Below are 21,674 nucleotides of genomic sequence, written 5' to 3'. Positions count from 1 at the left end.
CCTTTTTCATTTTTTTCCATTATGAGCCTTTAGTCGGCCTCTTGTCTACGCTTCTTTGCCGCATTCGGGAGAAGAGAGCCCTTAGGACGACCGCCAGCAAAGCGCCGTACAGCGCCAACTCCATATCATGCTGCGCGTCCCACTCATCCCCTTGACTGCCTAAGAACTTCGTACCAAGCTCCGGCGCAACGAGAAACGCCACCCACATCTCAATCAGCTCGTAAAAGGCGCCCAGCGCCAAAATCACTACACAGGCAGTCGCAGACTGTCCCCCCGCCTTCATTCCCGTCCAGCGGCCCAGCGCTTCTCGGACCGGCAGCACACAGAGCAGCCCAAAGCTGAAATGCACGACCCGATCGTAGGAATTTCGCGATAGATCAGTGAATCCAGCCTGTTTCAACCATTCCGTCACAAGGGGTACATCATAAGAATAATTCGCGCCGACGGCATGCAGCAGGAGAAACAAGCCGAGCATCCCGTAAGCGCCAAGCGATAGCCTGCAGCGCCAATAGGTGAAGATAAGCCCGGCGATAGTGAGCCAGATCAGCAAATTTTCCAGCACCCAGTCCCCTCGGTCTATCGGTTTAATCGCCAACAGTCCCCACGCCGCAGCCCATATCGCCGCACCACTAACCACACGTCTCTCAATTCGCCCCGACCGTTTCCGCAATAGCAACAGCCCCTTTGTTTTTAACCAAAGCGTACTGTACTTCCAGCGGCCTCCATAGTGCTAACTTTTTGTAGTACCTTAACCCCTTGGCCGGTTACACGGCGAAAATGGAAATCGTCGCTTCCTGCCCTTGGAGCGCCTGCTCAACACACCTGCGATGCGCCCCCATCTCCGACAACTCCGCAATCACAATGGCGATGCGCCCATCCCGATCCGTCCGCTCAGCGAGCTGCGCCAACGTCGTATACTTGAAATCTCCCCAAGGCTCAGCCGCTTCCTCGCGCTGCGGATCGACCCACAACGGCGTGGAAAAGCCATGAAACCACAGCGTCTTCATCGCCTCTTCGGCAAATCCGCCTGCGCCGTAAAGCGCGACAGCCTCACATCCAGCCGCTTTGACGCGCTCGATGACCTCGAACAACATGACTTTCCGGCCGAACCGATCCGCGTACCGCAAATAAAATCCGTATAAATAAGAAGGAAACCTCCGCGTCGCCAAGCCTTGCGGCCAGTAGGCATTGAGTACGGATTGACCGTAATTGCAGCTAAGCAAAAAGGCTTCCGCCCCATCCGCGTACCATCGCTCATCCAGCTCTTCGCAAATCGGAACCGCATGTTCGGTGACAAAATTGTCCTGATGAATCAGGTCGCCAAGCAGCTGCGCTTCTCGCAGCATCGGCATGTCCAGCACGCGGTGGAGCGGCTTGCTCCACATGACGGCCTCCCGGGAGGCACGTGGCAGCCCCGCCCCCTTATGCGTCAACAAATACGCATAGTACCTCTGAAACGCGAAAGCGCCCTCCTGGCAAAGCTCTTTCAAGGCCAGCTCTTCCTCCGATCTTTTCAAAACCGCCGTGACCGGCGTTACAAGACCGCCTTCTTCCTCCCTGTACCGAAGCGTCGAACCGAAATTCCCCATCAGCAGCTCCTCCAGATAAGCCGGCGTCCGAGCGATGCAATTCCCCTCTTCACAGCCTCCGCTCCCGGCACGCAGCATACTGCGTACATCCATCCCGGACATGCGCAGCGCATCCAGCCGATCTGCGCCGACAGCGAGCAAATGCCGCATCCGGGGCTGACCGCCGGCAAGCGCAACGATCCGTTCAAGCGCCTGCTGCATCGTGCCATTAAAGCCGATGTCCAAGGTCACAAGCGATCCGGGATCGCCAAATTGCTGCTCCAGATAAGTCATGAACCGGCTGCGATGCGCCTGGATCGTCTGCGCCATGCGGTGCTCAACGCTTTCGCTGCTCAGCTGTTGCACAATAAGATCGTAGACCGTCTCTCCGCTCTCCAGACGAACCGTGCGGCAGTCCGCTACCTTCAGCTCCTGCCATGGCGCAAAATCCGTCGCTTCCTCCGACAGCTCCAGCACCTCCCACAGTTCGCCTACTTTTACACCGTGAATGCCGAGCAGTTGATCGCGCTCCCGTTCCCCAAAGCTTGTCATGCCGGCCAGCAGCACGGCTTGCCGCGACACGTACACCGGCTTCACCTCGAACGTCATCCCCCGCTGCGACGCCGTCCGCTCCAGCATCGGCCCCAGCAAATACGCCTCCCGCATCAGCGGATGCACAGTCCGAATCTCCTCGACTTCGCACAGATCCAGCACCCATTCGCACAAAGCATGCAAGAACGGTCCTAGCACCTGCGCCCCGAATGAATAGAAGAACTGCCCTGGGCTGCCCGGCTGAACACCCAGCCTGCCTGAAGCGGCCCCTGCCAGCTTGCGCAAAGATTTCCAGGCAGGCAGCACCTGACCGTGGCGCACCTGCTCCCAGTGGTGCAAACTCGCAAACGACTCGGGAATGACACCATAATAAACAGAAAGAATTCCCGCTTTAGCCGCGCCGTCGACGTCAGCGGGCCTGTTATCGCCGATATGCAGCATACGGCCGGAGGCGATCTGCGCATAGTGCCCTTTGACCTTTTCAAATAAATGGCCCGACGACTTGCCGTCTCCCTCCTCCGAAGAGACCCAAAGCGAATCGATTAACGTCAAATCGAGACCGTTCAATGCAAGCAAGCTGCGCAGTTGGTCCCCGAGCAAGTACATATCGGACACAAGCGCAACCGGGATGTCCCGCTCCCTGCACGCTTTCATCAGCGAAACGATATGCGGGTTCAAGTACCCGTATTCCGCTTCCGTTTCAAGCTCGATATCGATCAGCGCCTCTCGATCGCAGACGGTTTCCGGCATTTCCGCATAAATAAGCGCAAGCGTCACCTCACCAAAGCCGGTACGAGCCCGCTCGCGCGCCCTTGCCCGCCGCTCCGCCTCGATCCGCATCGCCTGAAAGGCCGGCGGGGCAATCGACGCCGCTAATGCCCCACGGGCATGCGCTTTTCCGGCAGCTATGCCGAATATATCCGCCGGCTGGCTGCACATCCGAAAATGCAGCGTATCGAAAATATCGAGACAAAGCAGATCGATCTCATCTAATTGAATGGCCGTCAAATACATATCCGTTTTCCAAAGTTCCGTATCGCCCTGCACAGGTATGCCCCCTTCTTATTCAACCGATTTGAGCGTTTTAGGAAATTGCGGTAAGCTATATGACATACTCTATCTGAAAAACGAGGTGCGCCATGATGTCCGAACAACCGTTGGTTTCCGTCATTATTCCTACCTACAACCGCCGTATTGAGCTCGCCGAGCTTGCAGAATCATTATACCGCCAAACGTACAAGCATTTGCAAATCATTCTCGTGAACGATTGCGGACCTTCCATCGACTTCATCCGCGACCTTTACCCGGAGCTGAACATTGAGATCGTGAACATGCCGACCAATCAAAAGCACGTTGCAGCTCGCAATCGCGGCCTGCAAGAGGTGCGAGGCGATTACATCATGCTTTGCGATGACGACGATTTGCTGCTGCCGATGCACATCGAGCGGATGCTTACAGAAATCCAGGACAGCGATCTCGTCTATCCCGATGTGGAAATTTTCAATTACGCCTTCGAAAATAATGCCCGCATCATCACGAACCGCTTTCTATTCGCCTATGAATTCGACATTCCGGCGATGCGCCGGTTCTCTACCTTCTTTTCCTCCGGCTGCCTTTTCCGCCCGGCCTTGATTAAAGCGCTCGGCGGCTTTGATGAGGAAATGTTCCACTATTGGGACTGGGATTTCTTCCTCCGGGCCGTTCAGGATTTTAGGGTGAAAAGAGCCCCTATCGCCAGCGTTCTCTACGCCTTCGCGCAGGATGGGCAGAGCAATATGTCCGGGCAGCATGACAACATGCGCCCCTTTCTGGACCTGCTCTCCGCCAAGCACGGGCTTGGTGAGCTGCCGACCAAAAATTTTTTCCTGCTGCTCGAAGAACCCGAAGTCAAAGCACGGCAAGCAAAGACCGAAATCGTCTGGGACGGACAGCCGATCCGCTCGCGCCTAACTGTATAGCCCTTTCGCGTACAAGGTCCGAAACTCGCTCGGCGTCATCCCTTCATACTCGTGAAAACGCTGGTTAAAATAGCTCGGGCTCGTATAGCCCGCTTCCTTGGCGATGTCTTTGATCGGCCAATTTTCTTTCTCGATCAGGCGCTGCTTCGCATACTGCATGCGGCACAGCGTGATGAACGACAGGGGCGTCATCGACGTCGCCTTGCGAAACAGCTTGCAAAAATAGTACGTGCTCACGCCTGCGAGCTCCGCCCATTCCTCGAGAATAAAGGGATCGCAGGCTTTTTGCTGCATCGCCGGCAGAAGCGCCACAATGCGTTCCACCGATTCCATTCCCCGGTTCACCGCCAGCGGCGCCGCATAGCTCATGAATTCGCTCAAAATGCGGTAATTCAACGTACTGAGCTGCGTCGGCCGCAAGATTTGATGAAGCTCCGCCTCCTCCAACAGTTCGAGCAGCGATTGCTCCAGCTCGGCGCTCCGCTTGAGCGACCACAAATTGCGCAGAAATCCTTTCGCCACGAGAAACTCCTTCAAGTGATCGCCATAGAAATGCACCCAGCGCACATCCCAAGGCTCGTCTTTCGAGCTGTAATAGAACTGCTTCTGATACGGGAAAAAGAGAAAGGCATCGCCTTTTTGCAGCGTATGTACCTCGCCTTCCAGCTCCACATAACCTTTGCCCGCCATGATCACGTGCAGGCTGTACGTCGTCCACAATCCCTCGGGGCGGTCGACTTCATGGTTCGGCGAATCCTTGTACCAGCCTACGGACTCAGGAAAAACAAAAAAATCCGACTGCTGCAGCGTCGGCAGCATCACGTGTCTCCTCATCGCATTCGCCCTCACTCTAATGACAATATTCCGATAGTCCATTCAATATATTATTATATTCATTTTAAATAACACAAACTATAATAGCAATATAACATCACTACATTTCATCCAAAAAGGAGATACACACGCCATGACCAAACTTCGCTGGGGCATTCTCGGTTGTGCCAAAATTGCTATTCGCGCTTGCATTCCAGGTATTGAGCAATCGGAAACGGGGGTCGTCACCGCCATCGCTTCCCGCGACCTTCAGAAATCTCAGGAGACTGCCGCAAGTCTGAACATTCCGAAAGCCTACGGCTCGTATGAAGAATTGCTGGCTGACCCCGACATCGATGCGGTCTACATCCCTCTCCCGAATCACCTCCATAAGCCATGGACGATTCGTGCTGCCCAAGCCGGCAAGCATGTGCTTTGCGAAAAGCCAGCTGCCTTAACCGCTGCGGAAACCGAGGAGATGGTAAGCGCTTGCGAGGAAAATGGCGTCCTGTTCGCCGAAGCGTTTATGTACCGCCACCACCCGCGCTATGAGCGCGTAAAACAGATCATCGACGCCGGTGAAATCGGCGACATTCGCGGCATCCATGGCGCCTTCACGTTCAGCAACCCGGACGATCACGCCAATGTGCGCTACAAGCGCGAATGGGGCGGCGGTTCGCTGTACGACGTCGGCTGCTACCCGATCAGCGCTGCGCGCCTCCTGCTCGGCCGCGAACCGGAAGCGGTAACGACGCACGCTTTCTTCTCGCCGGAGCATGACAATGTCGACATGATGATGTCCGGCCTTGTAGAATTCAGCGGCAATGTCGCGCTGACATTCGACTGCGGCATGTGGGCGGCGTTCCGCAACCGTCTGGAAATTCTCGGCTCGAAGGGCCGCATCGTGCTGCCGTCCGCTTTTGTCGCGCCGTCGCAAGAAACGAGCGATTTCCAAGTGATCATTGGCGCCGAAGAGCGCACGGAGTCTGTCCCGCTGCTCAACCAATATGCGCTGCAGGCCGATGATCTGGCTTATGCCGCATGGGGCCGCAAATCAATGCGTTTTGCCCCGCAGGATGCCATTGCCAATATGAAAGTGCTGGACGCCTGCCTCAAGTCGGCAGAAGAGCGCGCTCGCATCGTGTTATCACACTAATATAGATGAAGGAGGCTTCTCTCATGGAACACATTCAAATTAAAGGCCTGAACAAACCGGTATCGAAGCTGATCATGGGCTCTGACTTTTTCAACTTGTCGAACGGTCCTGTTGTCAGCGAAATTCTAGGGCATTACCTGGCGATCGGGGGCAATTGCATCGATTCCGCCCATAACTATTGCGGCGGCGAAAGCGAGCAAGCAATCGGCCGCTGGCTCGATGAGACAGGCAAGCGTGAGTCCATGGTGATCTTCACCAAAGGCGCCCACCCGAAAAACGACGGCCCGCGCGTGAACAGCGAAGCGATCCGCAGCGATCTGTTTACGAGTCTGGAGCGCATGCGCACCGACTACATCGATCTGTACGGTTTGCACCGCGACGATCCGAACGTGCCGGTCGGCCACATTTTGGAAGCGCTGAACGAGCACGTCGAAGCCGGCCGCATCCGCGCCTTCGGCGGCTCGAACTGGACGCACGAGCGCCTGCAGGAGGCGGCTGACTATGCGGCGAAGCACAGCCTGATCGGGTTCAGCTTCAGCTCTCCGAACCTGAGCCTCGCCAAGCCGAACGAGCCGTTCTGGGCGGGCTGCGTGTCGGTCGACAGCGAAGCGCTGCGCTGGTATGAAGCCAACCAGTTCCCACTGCTGTCCTGGTCCTCGCAAGCGCGCGGCTTCTTTACCGGCAAGTTCTCGCCTGATGTGCGCGACAATGCCGATATGGTTCGCGTGTTCTACAACGACGAGAACTGGATTCGCCTGGAGCGCGCCAAGCAGCTTGCTGCCGAGAAAGGCGTGAGCATGATCCAGATCGCGCTCGCGTACGTGCTCAGCCAGCCGCTGCCGGCCTGCGCGCTGATCGGTCCGCGCACCGAGGCGGAGATGATCTCCTGCCGCGACGGCGCGGACATCAAGCTCACGCGCGAGGAGTTGGCGTGGCTCGATTTAACCGGCGCTGCGGTCTAAGCGACAGCCCGCGCATTATGGGAGCTTTCCGAAATTACGCCACATTTTTTCGGAAAGTCTCCACTGGTCATTTTCGAGACACCCGCCAGCCCGTCCCATAGACTCCGCTACCGTGCCATGTTAAGATAATGAAAAGCATGTTCTACGGAAAACTTTAGGAGGTCCTATGGGAAAGACTGACATTCGCCGAGACGCCATTATGCAGGCGCTGAAAGACAAAGGTTCGATTGCCCTCACAGACATTGTGAAGCAATTTGGCGTATCCGAAGCGACGGCACGGCGGGATCTCGAAATTCTGGAAAGTGAAAAACGGTGCATCCGCACATTCGGCGGCGCCGTTCTCGAAAGCTTGAAGGTTGAAGTCCCGTTTTTCAACAAAATGGATCTTTTGACTGAAGAGAAGAAAGAAATCGCCGACAAGGCGCTGCGCTTCGTTGAAGACGGCGACATTATCGGGCTGACGGGCGGCACGACGACGACGTTCATCGCGAAGAAGCTCAATCAGTTCAAGAACCTGACGGTCATCACCAATGCGGTCAACATCGCTTATGAATTGATCGGAACGCCCGGTCTGCAGCTCATCCTCACCGGCGGCGTGATCCGCACCCAGACCTTCGAGCTGTCGGGCCCGCTCGCGAACGCGACGCTCGACAACCTCAGCATCCGCAAGACGTTCATGGGCTGCGACGGCGTTTCGCTCTCACGGGGCATGATGATCTACAACGAGCTGGAGGCGGAGACGAATCGCCGCATGATGAGGCAGTCCATGGAGACATATCTCGTAGCGGATCATTCCAAATTCACGCGCAGCTCTCTCTTTGTCATCGGCGAAGTCCAGGAAGCTGTTGGCATCATCAGCGACTCGGCGATTACGCCGGAAATGAAGCATGCGTTCAAAGAAGCGGGGACACCGTTCTTGTAATAAGCACAAACCGCCACCCGGCAGCGAAGACATCGCGTGCCGAGTGGCGGTTTTATTTTTAGCGAATCACTTTCCCGAAAGCCTCGACGATGTCGGCGCGAAACGATGTGCCGCTGTGCTTCTGAATCTCCAGGAACGCTTCCTGCTTAGAGTTCTCCACGCGATACGAACGCGGCGTCGTCATCGCCAAGTACATCTCCACAATGCCCAGCATTTGAGATAAAACCGGCACTTGCGCCCCCACCAGTCGATACGGGTAGCCGGTTCCATCTATTTTCTCATGATGATACAGAAACGTCCGCTCCACTTCTTGAAAATCCGGGATGCCCTCGCACAATTCCCGCGCCATATAGCAGTGCTCGTGAACGACTTCATATTCGAACTCGGACAATTTGCCTTCTTTCTCAAACAGATAGTCCGGCAGCTTCACCCGGCTCACAAAATGCATGAGCGACAGCAAATCAATCTCCCACTCCTGCACAGAAACTCCGCCGTAGACGTGAACCAGCTTCTTGAGCAGCGCGCTCATTTCGCCGATTTCCTTCCGTGATGTTTGCGTTTTGCGCTCGCCGACCGGAATGAACGACTGCAGCATATTGATGACCTGCTGCTTTTGTTTCTGAAGAGAGGCGGTCTCGGCGTCGCGCTTGCTCTTGCGAACCGTCAATTGAATGAGCGCTCCAAGCAGTACGCTTCCGATGGCATACGCGTTTTTCGCAATGGTGTCAAGAATAGGAAACGCATTCCCGCTCCCCCTAAAGTCCGTGCTAAGCCAGTGAAAAGCGGCGAAATACAGCAGAAACAGCAGGGAGCCATAGGCATAAGCCCTGCGTTCCACCATCAGACTCAGCATGATCGGAAAGAAGACGATCGCCACCCACAACAGCTCCAAGCCAATTGGGTCGTAAAGAGAAATGAGCGCCATCACTGCAAAAATGACAGTCGGCGCCAGCCTTTGCGCATACATGCGATGCAGAGGCAGCTTCCATTGAAGGCCATACATTCCCCAACCAAAAAGCGCCACGGTCGCAGAGGCTATCATGTACAGCTGGGATTCGACATTCCGGGTGATTAGCCAGTAAACCGCCCCGCTTGCCGCGCATAGGGTCGACAATCCCCCGATGATGAACATAAAAAGCAAATGAATCGGATAACTCCCTAATCGCTGTAAAAACTTCATTGTTCAATCTCCCTTAGGTCTGCGAACTCAAGGCCGTTCCCTCGCAAGAAACATGGAAGCTCCGTTCATGACGGCATGAATTGCGGAAAGAATCGTCTCCGGGCTCGTATCTTTCATCAAATATCCGTCCACACCCGCGTTTAAAGCGCGGTATATATCTTCACTTTCATCGAATGCGGTTATGATCATAATTTTCAATTGTGGAAAAAGCGCTTTCAAGACGCGCGCCCCTTCAATAATCGGGATGCCCGGCATTTTCAGATCGGTCAGCAGCAGGTCAGGCGCAAGCTTCACAACCTGCGAGAGGGCTTCTTCACCATTCGCCGCTTCCCCTGCCACCTCGTAGGACCCGCAGCTTTCCAGCAGCATGCGCAGGCCGGCCCTTACAATTTCTCTATCATCCACAACAACTACCCTATACAAAGCCCACACTCCTTTCTCGCGGAATACAAGCCGTAACCGTCGTACCTGCATCCGGTTCAGATTGAACAACAAGCGTTCCGTTCAATGCTTTAATCCGGTTCTCCATGCCTTCGAGACCGAAACGCCGCTGTGTAAGGTCCTCCCGGAGTGCCATCCCTTTGCCATCGTCTTTGACGGTTACTTCCCACTGCACGCTGGTCACCTCAATGTTGACGTACAAATGACTGGCCTGCGCGTGCTTGATGACGTTATTGGCCGCTTCCTCAATCAGGTGATAAATGGCTTCTTCCACCTCCAATTGCTCATGCGGCGTCCACCCATTTTTTACAAAAACCGGCCTTACTTTCGTATGCTCCGTTACCCGATGCAGCAGCTTCTCAATCGCATGATGGAGATTGATCTTTCTTTTCTCATCTTTCAGCTCGGTAATGAACTGTCGAATGTCCCGGTGGCTTTCCTTCACCTTCCTCTCGACTTCAAGGACGTGCGGAAGCATCTGCTCGCGAGCGTCTTGCGGAAGCGCTTGCTTAAGTTGAAACAGCTGAATCGAAATGAAAAACAATTCCTGGGCAATGCCGTCATGGATGTTCTGAGCAATCGTCTCCCGCTCCAGAGAGACCGCCGCCTCCGCTGTCTGAGCCAGCTCTCCTCGAACAAAATGGTCGGCTTCCAGGCGAATCAGCATAAACTGCATATAAATTTTATGTATCGTCGTTAATTCATGCTTGTTTGCCCTCACCAGCAGCCAACCGTAATGGCTTCCCTGACGATCCGTCAACGCTTTGATATAATACGGCACCCTTTCCCCCGTTGGGGAAGGAAGATTCGCATACTGTTTAGGCGAAGATGGCGGATTTTGCTGCATATAGTTCGCATAATAGGTGTGCTTCCAGCTCTGAACTTTCCCCGTCTCCAGCCATGCAGGCAAAATCAGCAGCACATCGCGGCCATCCAATGCCTTTCTGAGCAGCTCCTCCGTATAGGGAATCCGTTCAATGAAAGACGATGAAGCGGCATAAGTGCGCGCCCTGTAGATCATCGCAAGCTTCCGGTACGTATGATAGATCGCTAGTCTGCCATAATGATACAAGCCGATCAAGACGCAAAAGATGAAAACAAGAAAACCGTACCCCCAATACCGATTGGCATCGAGTTCTGCCGCCGGGCCGGGCAGCCAACGCAAGAGCAGCGGCAGCAGTGCCGCGTAAGCAAGAACAATGGCATAGTACAGCCGCCAGTCCATCAGCCTTTTCCAAGGCAGGATGCTTGCAAAGCTATAGACTAACAGTGTGCTGGAAAGACCGCCTGTATGGCTCAGCAGGTAAAGCGTGCACATCAGATCCACGGCCGCTGTCGCCAACCAACCCCATTTGTTCTGAACTTGAAGGTAAGCCAGGGTAGATACCGTTTGTGCCAAAATTACCAGCAGCAGCAGCTCGGGCTGCAGGCTGTAATTTTCAACATACAACAATAACCCGGCAAGCAGCAGCACCCATTTGCAGCCAACGAAGACATAGAGATTCGTTTGGCTCTGTCCCTGTAGAATCATGTCGAATTGCTCCTAAAAACTTAATGTAATCTTGATGGTTATTTCAATTTCAGTAAGCTACAATGAAAAGAGACATTGTAGTCTCAAAGTCATAGGCATTAGGAACTATATCCACTATATCATATCATGGTTAATTATTGGAGGTTATCCCTTTGCTTCGCATGATCATTCTTGATGACCATCCCCTTGTCCGGCAAGGTATTCGCATGATTGTATCCGCCAGCCCGCTCGTTCAAGTCGTCGGAGAAGCTGGCTCGACCCTCGAGGCGCTGGCGCTTCTCCAGCAATTGGAACCCGATCTGGCGCTCATCGATGTCAATCTCGGCAGCGAGAACGGTTTACAGTTGATTCGAAAAGCTCGTCAAACCGGGGCTGCGTGCAAGTTCATGCTGCTGACCTCTTCCATTACACGCAGTGAGTTGCAAGAAGCCAAGGCGCTGCAGGTCGAGGGCATCTGCTTGAAAGAAGCTTTCCCCGAGGATTTGATCTACGCGGTCGAAGTCGTGGCGCGAGGCCGCAAATATTACGATGCCAACCTTATGAACACATTCATGGAAGAGCCGGCAAGCTCGACTAAAGCCCCCCTTGACGATCTCACGCCCAAAGAGCTTGAAGTGCTTTGCGCGCTTGGCAAAGGGCGTTCCAACAAAGAAATTGCCGGGGATTTGTATATTACGGAATTCACGGTCAAAAAGCACGTCAGCCAAATCCTCGCCAAGCTGGAGTTCGCCGATCGAACGCAAGCAGCCCTCTACGCGCTCTCCAAAGGGCTAGTCGAATTCGAGCTGCAGCGTTAATATGCCAAAGATCCGCCGGTAGCGACCTGCGGATCTTTTTTTGTTATTTCAGTTCAAGCGGCTTGGGGATTGCGTGAAAAGGGAATAAGGAAAAGGCAGCGTATCCCTTAAGCGCCTGAATGGAAACCTGCCCCAAGGCGGGGTCCCGGCTGTCCTTGCTCTCGCCCAGCGTCCGATTGTCTCCAACAACAAACAAATGACCGTTTGCTACAATCTGTTCGGCCATGTCCTCGGATTTGCCGACGGTATACAGCTCGGCCAACGGACTGCCATTTACATAAATGACGCCGCCCGTAATCAACACATGGTCGCCCGGTACGCCGATAACCCGTTTAATGATGCTATAATCCAAACGTTCATCTTTTAGAACAACCACATCCCCGTATTTCGGCGAGGAGAAGAAGAGCGAAAGCTTATTCAAGAGCAGCACGTTGCCGTTATGCAGCGATGGATTCATGGAATTGCCGGACACCTTGGTCAGGCCGATCATGTTATTAATCAGAATAAAGGCCAACGCCAACAATAAAAGAAACCGAATCCATCCCCATACTTCGCTCTTTCTTTTTCCTGGTGCCGGGATGTCCGGCGTCAATTCATCCATGCGTGATTCCCCTTACGATTCATTGTAGGTTGCCGTCACGACGGTGGCCGGCGTTTCTTGCGGTCCGTAGACATCCGTTGTCACTGTCGGCGGTTGGGCTGGCTGCGGCTCAGCCGGCTGCGGTTGCGCAGGCTGTGGTTGCGCCGGTTGCGGCTGCGGTTGCCCCCCTCCGGGCGCACCTGCCGTTGGAGAAGGAACATACACCAACGCCGGCGGTGTGTAGCTCTCGGCAAGCGCATTCATCCCTGCCTCTGCACTCGCCACAATCGCTTGCAGCTTATTCAGAATTTGCTCCCGGTCCTGCGCCGTGCGAAGATCCATTTTATCCAACAAACTCTGGGCATACTGATCGAGAATGTCCATTTGTGCCCGCTTCTGCTCTTCGGTATAAGCATCCAAACTGCGGGATGCCGCTTCCAGTCGAAGCTGCAATTCTTTCTTCAACGCTTCCTTCTGCGCTTCCGTTTCCGACTTCATCGATCGATCCAGGCTTTGCATCGCTTGTTCCGATTTCTTGGAAAACCAGGAAGCCATCGAACCTGCAATGTCCAGATCTGCATAGGAAATCCCGGCCGAGGCCGTAAGGATAGCCGTTAAAGAAACAACTCCAACTGCGATTTTCTGCTTCTTGGTGAATGGACTGTTCTTCTGTCTGCTTTTCATGCTGCCACCTCCTCAGAGTGATTAGAAAGAGCCGGGACCCGCGAAGACGGGGCTCCGGCTTTTGAAATTGCCTTATGGATTTGTGATTGCGCCTACGATGCTGTCGAGTTGAGCCAAGGAATCGGTGGTCAGGTCATCGGCTTTGGAAGCGATTCTGCCTTGCGCCTCTTGCTGCAGTTGTGTTGTCAACTGTTCCAGTTGGCTCTGAAGCGCACTGATTTGGGAATCCAAGTTCGATTTTACTTCCGCAGTTGCCGTTGATTGTTCAGTAGCGATTAAACCTTCCAGGGCAGATTTTGTCGCCACAATTTGCGCGGACAGTTCGCTAGTCGCCGTAGCCGTTGTATTTGCAACACCATCGTTCAAACGAGTCGTGTACACGCCTTCGTGGTTTTTAACTGCATTTTGGATGCTTTTCGTATCTTGCACGCCGATTGCTGCTACGTTAGCATTGGTAGAACTGTTAACACCGCTTACGTACGAATCGTATTCAGCGCCGATGCTGTTTGTAATGCCGTTGCCTGTTGAAGTGATTTGTGAAGCGTAAGTATCTTTTTGACTATTAATAGCAGCGTTCGCCTCAGCCAGTTCTGCTCTGCCTGTTGTTGCGATGTTCACGCGCGCTGCACCAATGCCGGATTGAACTGTATCGTTCAGATCATTTGTTTTGGAGGAGTAATAGTTTCCAAATTCCCCTGTAATCGCCGCTTTTGCTGCAGAAGTCGCTGTGTTATACCAGCTTTGCAGTTGTACACCCGCGTCCGTCGCCGCAAAAGCTGTCCCCATGCCTGCTACCAATCCTGTTGCAATTACGCCTACTGCCAATTTGCTTTTCAATGCTTTCATCGTTCATCGATCTCCCTTGGAATTAGTTTATTGGTTCAAAGCCTTGAATCGTTTGAGTTACCGTGCGTTCAAGCTCCGTTTGCATACGGCCGGTTGCCGAGGCAACATACGCGTCAAACGCCTCTCGACTTGTCTTGCTGAGTTCTGTCGCAGCGCGATCAATTTGCTCGGCGTAATCCTTTTGCGATTGTTGAATGCGCCGGGAAGCCTGATTGGCCGCAGCGGCCGACTGCTTGTCGAGCTGCTCGTCTACGCTTGCGAGTGACGCCTTTTCCGTATCGCTTAGCGCAATTCTTGCTGTATTCATCTCTTCCCGCAGTTGATCTTCACTCGCCTGCTGCTGGAGCTGCACTTGCGATTTCATCCATTGCTGCAGCGTTTCGCCTGCCCCGGTATACGCATAAGCCGTACCCGAAGCCACGAGAGTCGATAAGCTCAATGAAACCAGTATCGTTTTACGCTTCAACCGTGTCATTGTGCTTCCCGTCCTCCTTTGGCTTGCTGCATCTGATTACATCCTTATTGTAGTCTCATATCCATTTTGTGCCCTCACCCTTTGGAATAGTTTTCAATTTCTACTTTCGGGGAAGCCCATGGTATACTTTCGTACCAGATGAGGCGCGCCTTCGGCACCACAACGACAAAAAAGCGGCAGACCGGACTCTGAAACTGTCCTAGCCTACCGCAGCTATAGGTTTAACTTCCGATTCATAAGATGTGACGACCCAGCTTAAGTAGAATCTATTTATACCCAGACTTTACCAAGAAGTAAAGCAGCCGCCATGCGATAATGTCCATAGGAACGCATTTCAAACAGATGGAGGCCAAAGAAACGTGACAAACTTTGTTATTCGAAGAATGGAGCCGCCTTACGATTTTACCGAAATTGCCCCGCTTCTGAATATGATTTGGTCGGAACCGACAACCGCCGAACAATTAAAAACAGACGAAGAGAGCATACCGCCCGGCAAGCTGCACTACAATGCAGACGGTGAGCTTGAAGGCTGGGATCGTCCCAAATGGGTTGCCGAGGACGCACATGGACATGTCCTTGCGTATGCCATCGCTTGGCGGGCGCCTTGGACGGAACCCGGAGCGCTGATTTGCAACCTGATTGTCGATCCGAAACATCGCGGCAAAGGAGTCGGCAATGCCATTCACGCTGCGCTTCTTGCCTGGGCCACCGAGGTGAAGGCCTCGCGGCTGATCAGCTTCTTGCGGGAGACGGATGAGATGTCATTAGATTTTGCTGCGCGGCGCGGCTGTGTGAAAGAACGACATACGTTCGAATCTGTATTGGAACTGGATACGTTTGACGGCGGCCAGCTCTTTGACACGATTGCACAAGTGGAACGTAACGGGATCCATTTTGTAACATTGGCCGAAGAGCCTGGCGAAGAAAGCGAACGCCAATTGCATGAATTGTATCGCGTTACGCATCAAGATATTCCAGGCTTTTCAGAGGGCTATCCCTGGTTTGAAGAATGGAAGAAATGGAATATCGATCGTCCCGGCGCACGCCCGGCATGGATTCACATTGCCAAGGACGGCGACCGCTACGTGGGCGTAGTTACTTTACAGCAAAATGAACAAACCCAAGCGATGTATCACGACTACACAGGCGTGCTGCCCGAATATCGCGGCCGCCGCATTGCGCTGGCTTTGAAGCTGCTCGGCATCCAAACAGCTAAGCGGCACGGCGTTCCTTATTTGAGAACGCATAACGACTCCTTGAATGGGCCGATGCTGCACATTAATCGCCAATTGCTTGGTTTCCGAGCGGAGCCGGGCCAATACAAGATGGTGCTCGAGCTGCCCAAATACGCAGCCTTCTCCTAGATTCAGCGCAGCAAGGTGTGCAATCAACCCGGATGGATTCCTAGCGCTTGCGGCTTCTTATCTACGTTGGCCGGAGATTAGCAGCAGAATGCGGCTTCTCCAAGCTCCATCATCACCCGCTAGAATCGTCTGCCATCCGAGTGCACGAGCTGCTTGCAAATTTTTTTCCTGGTCATCCACATACCAGATCGTTGACGAGCCCGCCACTTTCGCATGGACATGCGCATAAATGTCGGGATTCGGCTTGCAACAGCCGACACTGCTAGAAATCGTCACACTGCTGACATACCTTTGGATGGGAGCTAAAATAGGCTCAACCCATTCTGCGCGATGATTGCTTAGTAGGTGAATGTCCGCATACTCATGCCATACCGAAATATCCTCGAGCGCAGGCAAAGGCTGAATGTTCGACAAGAGCAGTCGCTTGGCCTGCTCTTTCTGAATGACAGGAAATCTTGTACAGAGCCGCGTCCAAAACGCTTCTTCTGAGATCGCGCCCTTCCATAGTTCGCTGCGGATCTCTTTTTTAAACAACATCAGCCCTTCGTAAGCCGTTCCCGTTTCCTCCTCCAACCTCCTCCAAAAGCGCGGTGAAAAATTGGTCGCCAATACGCCGGCAACATCCAGAATCAAGCTGTTTCGCTGCGACATCCATACGCCTCCACTCCGTAACTGGTCTAGTACATCTATTCTAGCACAATCGTTTTACGCAAATCCCCCTTTCCTGCACACGGCAAAACTGTGGGGAAAAAGCTGTAACGGATGCCAGCGCGCTTATTGTCCTGAAAATGGGCATTTTGAAACTTAACGGATGCCATTGCACTTATTTCGATGAAATCTAGTGAAATCGGGCCGATTTCAAGGTAATAGGCGCTGTCACATCCGCTACAGCTTGAAATGGTCGATTTTGGGGCAGATAGGCGCTGTGGCGCCCGTTAGCGGCAGCCACGCGTCCGACGACGTTTCGTACCCCGAAGCGAACTACATTCTGACCAAAATAACCACAAGCCCGCCTCATCTCAGGCGATCTTGTGGTTACCAATCATGTGTCATGCATACGTGCTTCACGTGTCGTACAGCCCATACACGAGCTATAAACGTGCATCGTTCCGCTCCCGCCTAATCCTCCTGCCGCCAGCCGATCGGATACGCTTCCGACAGCGTGACCGGCAGCCGACCGGCAGCTTTTTCGTTGCCGAGCAGCACATGCGCGAGCGAGTGCATCGCCAACGGGCGATTCTCGTAGCAAGCGTAGTACGTCTGAACCTCCGGGAACTCGAGCAGATCGTACGGGTTCCGCCCGGCCGCCACGATGAGGCGAAGCCGTTCTTTCGCTGCCAGCGCCTTCACCAGCTTCGTCTGGCCCGGCGAGAACGTCGCATTATACGTGACGACAACGACTCGCTCCAGCTCATCGCACAGCCCCACCAACTGAGCTACCTCGTCATCGCTCGGATACAGCCCGACGTATACTTCCCGAACCTCCTGGCCGGTAAGCTCCGCCAAGGCACAACCGAGTGTCCCCGTCCGCTCGACGACTTCGTCGATCTCCGTGCCGGTCTGCACTTCCGTCCAGATCACGAGCAGCTTGTCGTCCACAAGCAGTTCTTCCCGGACCGTATCCTTCACCTTCGTGACGCTTTTGCGGCTCAGCTCCCGCGCGAGCGCCTGATGCTCCGGCGTCGAGATCGGCCCCTCCGGCAGCGGGGCCATCGCCTCGAACAAGATGCCGCGCTTGTACTTGTGCGTCATCACGCGCAGCACGGACTCGTCGATGCGCGACTCCAGAATGCGGCCGCTCTCGACGGCCGCAATCACCGCCTCGATCGCCGCAAGCTGGCGCTCCAGCTGATGGCTGACCAGCACGAGGTCAGCCCCTGCCTCAATGGCGCGGACCGCGCCCTCCGCCACGCCGATCCCCTCGGAGATCGCCTTCATTTCCAAGCAGTCGGTCACGACAAGCCCCTTGAACCGCAGCTCCTGGCGAAGCAGCTCGGTCAAAATCCGATAAGACAGCGTCGATGGCGTCGCAGTCGCGCTGTCCCCCAGCGCATCGAAAACAACATGCGCTGTCATAATCGCATCCACGCCGTCCTCGATGGCCCGGACGAACGGCGCCAGCTCCAGCTCGCGCAGCCGCTCCATGCTGTGCGGCACAACCGGCAGGTCATGGTGCGAGTCCGCCGCCGTATCCCCGTGCCCGGGGAAATGCTTGACGGTCGCGATGACGCCCATGTCCTGCAAGCCTTTGACCGCGTGCGTGCCCATATCGCCGACCAGCGCAGCCGTCTCGCCGTAGGAACGCACGCCAATAACCGGATTCAGCCGGTTATTGTTGATATCCAGGCAAGGGGCAAAATTCATATTCACGCCCATCTGCCGCAGCTCTTTCCCCATCGCCTTCGAGCAGGCGTACACGCCGGCCGGAGAAAACGCTGCCCCCAACGCCATATTGCCCGGCAGCAGGGTGGCCCCTTTTTCGATCCGCGAGACCATCCCGCCCTCCTGATCGACCGCGATAAATAGCGGCTGATTGCCGCTGCGCTGCGAGATCGCCTGAAGCTCGGCTGAAAGCTGCGCAAGCTGGATCGCATCCTTCACATTGCGCCGGAAATAAATGACGCCGCCAAGCCCGTACGTTTCAATGAGCTGGGTGATCGCTCCGTTCGGCGTCGTCCCATCCCAACCGCAGATGAAGAGCTGGCCGACTTTTTGACGCAAAGAAAGGGGGGAATGCTTGGTTGCTGGGGATGCCATGAAAACACGCTCCTTGAATGGATGTTAAGCTTTGATATGAACCATGATGCGTCTATGCATCAGAAAATACATCGCAACGACGGGCAGCATGCTGAGCACAATGGCTGCGCTGAGCGAGCCGTAATTCATGTTGAGTTGGTCATAGAACGCAACCATACTGACCGGCAACGTGCGCAGCGCCTCCTTCGTCAGAAACACATTCGCCATCATGAACTCGTTCCAGCCCGTTAAGAAATTCAGCATAAAAACGGTAAACAGCGAAGGTATCGAAATCGGCACAAGAATGCGCCACAGCAACCCGTGCACGCTCAATCCGTCCATAATGCCCGCCTCCTCCAGCTCGCTCGGAATCGACGCCATGAATGCGCTTACCATGTAGATCGTCCATGGGAGCTCCAATACCAGATAGGGCAAAATTAACGCGAGCGGTGTGTTCACCAAGTGCAGGTCCCGAAGCAACAGATAAAGCGGCACGATCAATGCGCCCGAGGGTACGAGCAAAGCGAGGAGAAACACGCGTCGCAGCAGCCTGCTGATGCGCGGGAATTTCATGCGGGTCAGGGCAAAAGCCGTCGCCGTCCCGAGCCCCAGCGCCCCCAGCGCGGAGACCGCCGAATTGACCACACTATTCAGCAAATACCGGCCCACATGCGCACCGCTCCAGGCGTTCCAGTAGTTGGCAAGGGAAAGCTTTGCCGGAAATGCCCACGGGGCGGCGATAATTTCCTTATTCGTTTTGAAAGAGGAGAGCAGCACCCAGCCGAGCGGGCATAAGATCACAGCCACGTAAACAAGCAAGATAGCGTGCGGAAAAAAGCCCCGAAATCCTCTCACCACTCCACCTCCTCCCGCCTCCTCGCGAGCCACCCAAACGCGGCGGTCAACACTTCGGTAAACAGCAGAATCAGGATCGCTATGGAGCTTGCGTACCCGTACTCGCCGAGGCGATACGCTTTTTTGAGCATATAGGAGCCCATCACTTCGGTAATGCCGTACGGATTGCCGCCCGTCATCACAACGACAATGTCCAGCGCCTTCATCCCGCCGGTGATCGAGAGCAGCACCATCACAACCAACACGGGCCGCAGCAGGGGCAAAATCATATGCCACGCCTGCCGCCAACTGCCGGCGCCGTCCAGTTCCGCCGCTTCCAGGACAGGGCGAGGAATCGCCCGGATCGAAGCGGTGACTAGGATGACATAGAAGCCGATCCACTGCCACGCATTGGCGATCAAAACGGCAGGCATCGCCGTCGCCTCATTCCCCAGCCACACTCGCTTCCAACCGGCCAGACCGACGGCCTCCAATACATGATTCAGCAGCCCCGCCTGTGGATGATAGACGAACCCCCACAGGACGCCGATGACTGCCGTGGACAGGATGGTCGGCATAAAGATGAGTGTCTGGTACAGACTCGTCCATCGTCTTACCCGGCTGACAAACAGGCCGAGAAGCATAATCAGCGGAATTTGGAACCCTACGGCAAACAGAATGAAGAACAGATTATTTCTTACAGCGATCCAAAAATAAGGATCCCCAAACGCCGTGCGGAAATTGGCCAGCCCGTTATAGATCGGCGCCGACACGCCGTCCCAGGATGTGAAGCCATAACGGAGCGCCATCCCCATCGGCATTAGAAAAAACAACGCAAACACCAGCAACGTCGGTGCTGTAAACCAGGCGTAAGCCCAAGCATTTTTGCCCAATTGATTCATAGATCATCCTGCTACGATTTGGTATGGGATTCCTCCGCATTCGCGGCCTCCTGTTTCCTCTGAAGGTCGGCCGTCAACGCCGCCGGATTCGTCCTACCGCCGATCAACTCCTGCATGCTGCGCTCCAGACTCTCGCGAACCTTCGTCTGAATGACGGAATCGAACGCAGGGAACGTCCCTTTGCTCGTTTCAAACACTTGCAAAATCTGAGAAATGAGCGGATTGATCTGCCCCGTATCCGACAGCTTCATCGCCGGCGGCATGCCTTCTTCGAGCAGCTGCCTGCGCTGCATCGGTTCGTTGTACATTTGCCGTATAAACTCTTTGATCGCCATGAGCTGATCCGGCGTCACCTTTTTGCTGAAACCGTAGGCGTTGGACCAGCCGCCATTGATGTAGCCGTCTCCCGGACCGCCCATGGACGGCAGGCTCATGAAGCCGACATCGTTCACAATGGACGATTTCTCCGGATCAAGCAGCGGCGTATTCGCCCAACTGCCATCGAACATAAAAGCCGCGCCGCCCGAGATAAACGCATTCTGCTGCTCGGCGTACGCCAGCGCGAGGCTGCCGTCCTGAAAATAACCTTTTTGAATCAACGTTTGATACTGCTCGAACGCCTGCAGCATGTCGGGATCAGTCCACTTCTTGCTGCCATCCAATAGCCCGCCGATCGCGCCCTGCCCTGCCGTGCGCACCCACATCGTGTTAATCATCATGTTGATCACCCATGAATCTTTGGCAGCGAGTGCAAACGGCGTAATTTTGAGCGACTTCAGCTTCGCAGCGGCAGCCATGAGCTCATCCCACGTCTGCGGCGGTTGAATCTCATGATTGGCTAGCATCTTTTTATTGTAATATAAACCTTCCACATAGCCGGCCATCGGAATCCCGTAGATTTTGCCGCCTACCGTAAATTCCTCGAAGCTGTAAAACTTGTCCGTTAATCCAAGCTCTTGAAGAATCGGTGTCAGATCGAGCAGGCGATTCGCTTTCACGTAATCCCGCGTATCCGTGCCTCCGAACAGATCGAAAATTTCCGGCGGGTTGCCCGCCGCCACGACATCCTGCAGCATCGCAAGCCGCTTCTTCTGCGTATCCTTGACCTGTGTATGCCGGATCGTCAACTGAATCGGCGCAGACTTGCCGTCCTGTCCGCTTGCCGCTCCGCCGCGACTTCCATCGCTTGATCGATTACCGCCGATCAAGCTGCAGGAACTCAGCAGCAGCGTACCGCTCAGGGCAACCATGCCCCACATGAACGCCCTTTTCCTCATCATCTGCCTGACTCTCCTTTTAGCCCATGTTTCAAGTATAAGGGAACCCCTCCGGGTGCTAAAGACCAACAAATTCCTAATGGAGGGACAAAATTC

At 54.6% G+C, this 21,674-nt stretch carries 21 protein-coding genes; 6 read left to right on the top strand and 15 right to left on the bottom strand.

The annotated features are described in order from the left end of the window. Positions 1 to 19 precede the first annotated feature (19 nt). Together ABE504_RS10785 and ABE504_RS10780 are read right to left on the bottom strand one after the other, a co-directional pair. A complete protein-coding gene (locus ABE504_RS10785; protein ID WP_430087988.1) occupies positions 20 to 670 on the bottom strand; it encodes a DUF2238 domain-containing protein in 651 nt (216 codons plus the stop codon). A 94-nt stretch (positions 671 to 764) separates the two neighbouring features. Then, positions 765 to 3,167, bottom strand: coding sequence for an HAD family hydrolase (locus tag ABE504_RS10780; RefSeq protein WP_430087986.1), 2,403 nt, complete (start codon positions 3,165 to 3,167; stop codon positions 765 to 767). A gap of 95 nt (positions 3,168 to 3,262) precedes the next feature. On the opposite strand from ABE504_RS10780, the gene ABE504_RS10775 reads away from it, so the two are divergent. Continuing rightward, on the top strand, positions 3,263 to 4,078 hold the full coding sequence (locus tag ABE504_RS10775) for a glycosyltransferase family 2 protein (protein ID WP_430087984.1): 816 nt from the start codon (positions 3,263 to 3,265) through the stop codon (positions 4,076 to 4,078). Here the strand turns inward: ABE504_RS10775 and ABE504_RS10770 are convergent. Continuing rightward, positions 4,067 to 4,912 (bottom strand): AraC family transcriptional regulator, encoded by an 846-nt coding sequence (locus ABE504_RS10770; RefSeq protein WP_430087982.1) that lies wholly within the window; start codon positions 4,910 to 4,912, stop codon positions 4,067 to 4,069. The two genes, ABE504_RS10775 and ABE504_RS10770, sit on opposite strands and share 12 nt — an antisense overlap. A 133-nt stretch (positions 4,913 to 5,045) precedes the next feature. On the opposite strand from ABE504_RS10770, the gene ABE504_RS10765 reads away from it, so the two are divergent. The 3 genes from ABE504_RS10765 to ABE504_RS10755 all read left to right on the top strand — a co-directional run bounded on the left by ABE504_RS10765 (position 5,046) and on the right by ABE504_RS10755 (position 7,931). After that, entirely contained in the window at positions 5,046 to 6,047 is a 1,002-nt protein-coding gene (locus tag ABE504_RS10765; protein WP_430087980.1) for a Gfo/Idh/MocA family protein, read from the top strand. 23 nt (positions 6,048 to 6,070) lie between these two features. Beyond that, positions 6,071 to 7,009, top strand: coding sequence for an aldo/keto reductase (locus ABE504_RS10760; protein ID WP_430087978.1), 939 nt, complete (start codon positions 6,071 to 6,073; stop codon positions 7,007 to 7,009). A 166-nt stretch (positions 7,010 to 7,175) separates the two neighbouring features. Further along, positions 7,176 to 7,931, top strand: coding sequence for a DeoR/GlpR family DNA-binding transcription regulator (locus ABE504_RS10755; RefSeq protein ID WP_430087976.1), 756 nt, complete (start codon positions 7,176 to 7,178; stop codon positions 7,929 to 7,931). 58 nt (positions 7,932 to 7,989) lie between these two features. On the opposite strand, the gene ABE504_RS10750 is transcribed toward ABE504_RS10755, so the two are convergent. From ABE504_RS10750 to ABE504_RS10740, 3 genes are read right to left on the bottom strand one after another with little or no spacing between them, the layout of a single operon-like run. Then, the gene (locus ABE504_RS10750; protein WP_430087974.1) at positions 7,990 to 9,111 is read right to left on the bottom strand and encodes an HD-GYP domain-containing protein; all 1,122 of its coding nucleotides are present in this window, start codon (positions 9,109 to 9,111) and stop codon (positions 7,990 to 7,992) included. 27 nt (positions 9,112 to 9,138) lie between these two features. Next, on the bottom strand, positions 9,139 to 9,534 hold the full coding sequence (locus ABE504_RS10745) for a response regulator (protein WP_430087972.1): 396 nt from the start codon (positions 9,532 to 9,534) through the stop codon (positions 9,139 to 9,141). After that, positions 9,527 to 11,083 (bottom strand): sensor histidine kinase, encoded by a 1,557-nt coding sequence (locus ABE504_RS10740; protein WP_430087970.1) that lies wholly within the window; start codon positions 11,081 to 11,083, stop codon positions 9,527 to 9,529. The genes ABE504_RS10745 and ABE504_RS10740 overlap by 8 nt, the downstream gene beginning before the upstream one ends. A 161-nt stretch (positions 11,084 to 11,244) precedes the next feature. Here ABE504_RS10740 and ABE504_RS10735 point away from each other — a divergent pair, with 161 nt between their 5' ends. Then, complete coding sequence (locus tag ABE504_RS10735) at positions 11,245 to 11,880, top strand: response regulator (RefSeq protein ID WP_430088686.1); 636 nt, start codon at positions 11,245 to 11,247, stop codon at positions 11,878 to 11,880. Positions 11,881 to 11,923: 43 nt separating this feature from the next. Here the strand turns inward: ABE504_RS10735 and lepB are convergent, their stop codons facing one another. The 4 genes from lepB to ABE504_RS10715 form a co-directional block, all read right to left on the bottom strand. Beyond that, positions 11,924 to 12,481 carry a signal peptidase I gene (gene lepB / locus ABE504_RS10730; protein WP_430087968.1) on the bottom strand — a complete coding sequence of 186 codons (558 nt, stop codon included), beginning with the start codon at positions 12,479 to 12,481 and terminating at the stop codon, positions 11,924 to 11,926. 12 nt (positions 12,482 to 12,493) lie between these two features. After that, positions 12,494 to 13,144, bottom strand: a complete 651-nt coding sequence (locus ABE504_RS10725; protein ID WP_430087966.1) for a hypothetical protein — start codon at positions 13,142 to 13,144, stop codon at positions 12,494 to 12,496. A gap of 72 nt (positions 13,145 to 13,216) precedes the next feature. Beyond that, positions 13,217 to 13,990 carry a hypothetical protein gene (locus tag ABE504_RS10720; protein WP_430087964.1) on the bottom strand — a complete coding sequence of 258 codons (774 nt, stop codon included), beginning with the start codon at positions 13,988 to 13,990 and terminating at the stop codon, positions 13,217 to 13,219. Positions 13,991 to 14,012: 22 nt separating this feature from the next. Continuing rightward, entirely contained in the window at positions 14,013 to 14,465 is a 453-nt protein-coding gene (locus ABE504_RS10715; RefSeq protein WP_430087962.1) for a hypothetical protein, read from the bottom strand. 359 nt (positions 14,466 to 14,824) lie between these two features. Here ABE504_RS10715 and ABE504_RS10710 point away from each other — a divergent pair, with 359 nt between their 5' ends. Next, complete coding sequence (locus ABE504_RS10710) at positions 14,825 to 15,829, top strand: GNAT family N-acetyltransferase (RefSeq protein ID WP_430087960.1); 1,005 nt, start codon at positions 14,825 to 14,827, stop codon at positions 15,827 to 15,829. A gap of 57 nt (positions 15,830 to 15,886) precedes the next feature. Here ABE504_RS10710 and ABE504_RS10705 read toward each other — a convergent pair whose 3' ends face one another. The 5 genes from ABE504_RS10705 to ABE504_RS10685 all read right to left on the bottom strand — a co-directional run bounded on the left by ABE504_RS10705 (position 15,887) and on the right by ABE504_RS10685 (position 21,581). Then, a complete protein-coding gene (locus tag ABE504_RS10705; RefSeq protein WP_430087958.1) occupies positions 15,887 to 16,480 on the bottom strand; it encodes an HAD-IA family hydrolase in 594 nt (197 codons plus the stop codon). A gap of 468 nt (positions 16,481 to 16,948) precedes the next feature. After that, complete coding sequence (nagZ, locus tag ABE504_RS10700) at positions 16,949 to 18,586, bottom strand: beta-N-acetylhexosaminidase (protein ID WP_430087956.1); 1,638 nt, start codon at positions 18,584 to 18,586, stop codon at positions 16,949 to 16,951. A gap of 24 nt (positions 18,587 to 18,610) precedes the next feature. Beyond that, positions 18,611 to 19,420, bottom strand: coding sequence for a carbohydrate ABC transporter permease (locus ABE504_RS10695; RefSeq protein WP_430087954.1), 810 nt, complete (start codon positions 19,418 to 19,420; stop codon positions 18,611 to 18,613). Beyond that, positions 19,417 to 20,301, bottom strand: a complete 885-nt coding sequence (locus ABE504_RS10690) for a carbohydrate ABC transporter permease (RefSeq protein ID WP_430087952.1) — start codon at positions 20,299 to 20,301, stop codon at positions 19,417 to 19,419. The genes ABE504_RS10695 and ABE504_RS10690 overlap by 4 nt, the downstream gene beginning before the upstream one ends. 11 nt (positions 20,302 to 20,312) lie before the next feature. Continuing rightward, on the bottom strand, positions 20,313 to 21,581 hold the full coding sequence (locus ABE504_RS10685) for an extracellular solute-binding protein (RefSeq protein WP_430087950.1): 1,269 nt from the start codon (positions 21,579 to 21,581) through the stop codon (positions 20,313 to 20,315). Positions 21,582 to 21,674 lie beyond the last annotated feature (93 nt).

The organism is Paenibacillus oryzisoli, from assembly GCF_050467285.1.
In the GTDB taxonomy this organism is placed as follows: domain Bacteria; phylum Bacillota; class Bacilli; order Paenibacillales; family NBRC-103111; genus Paenibacillus_E; species Paenibacillus_E oryzisoli_A.
The sequence above is the reverse complement of the archived record's forward strand: the minus strand, read 5'-3'. Positions and strand labels throughout refer to the sequence as shown.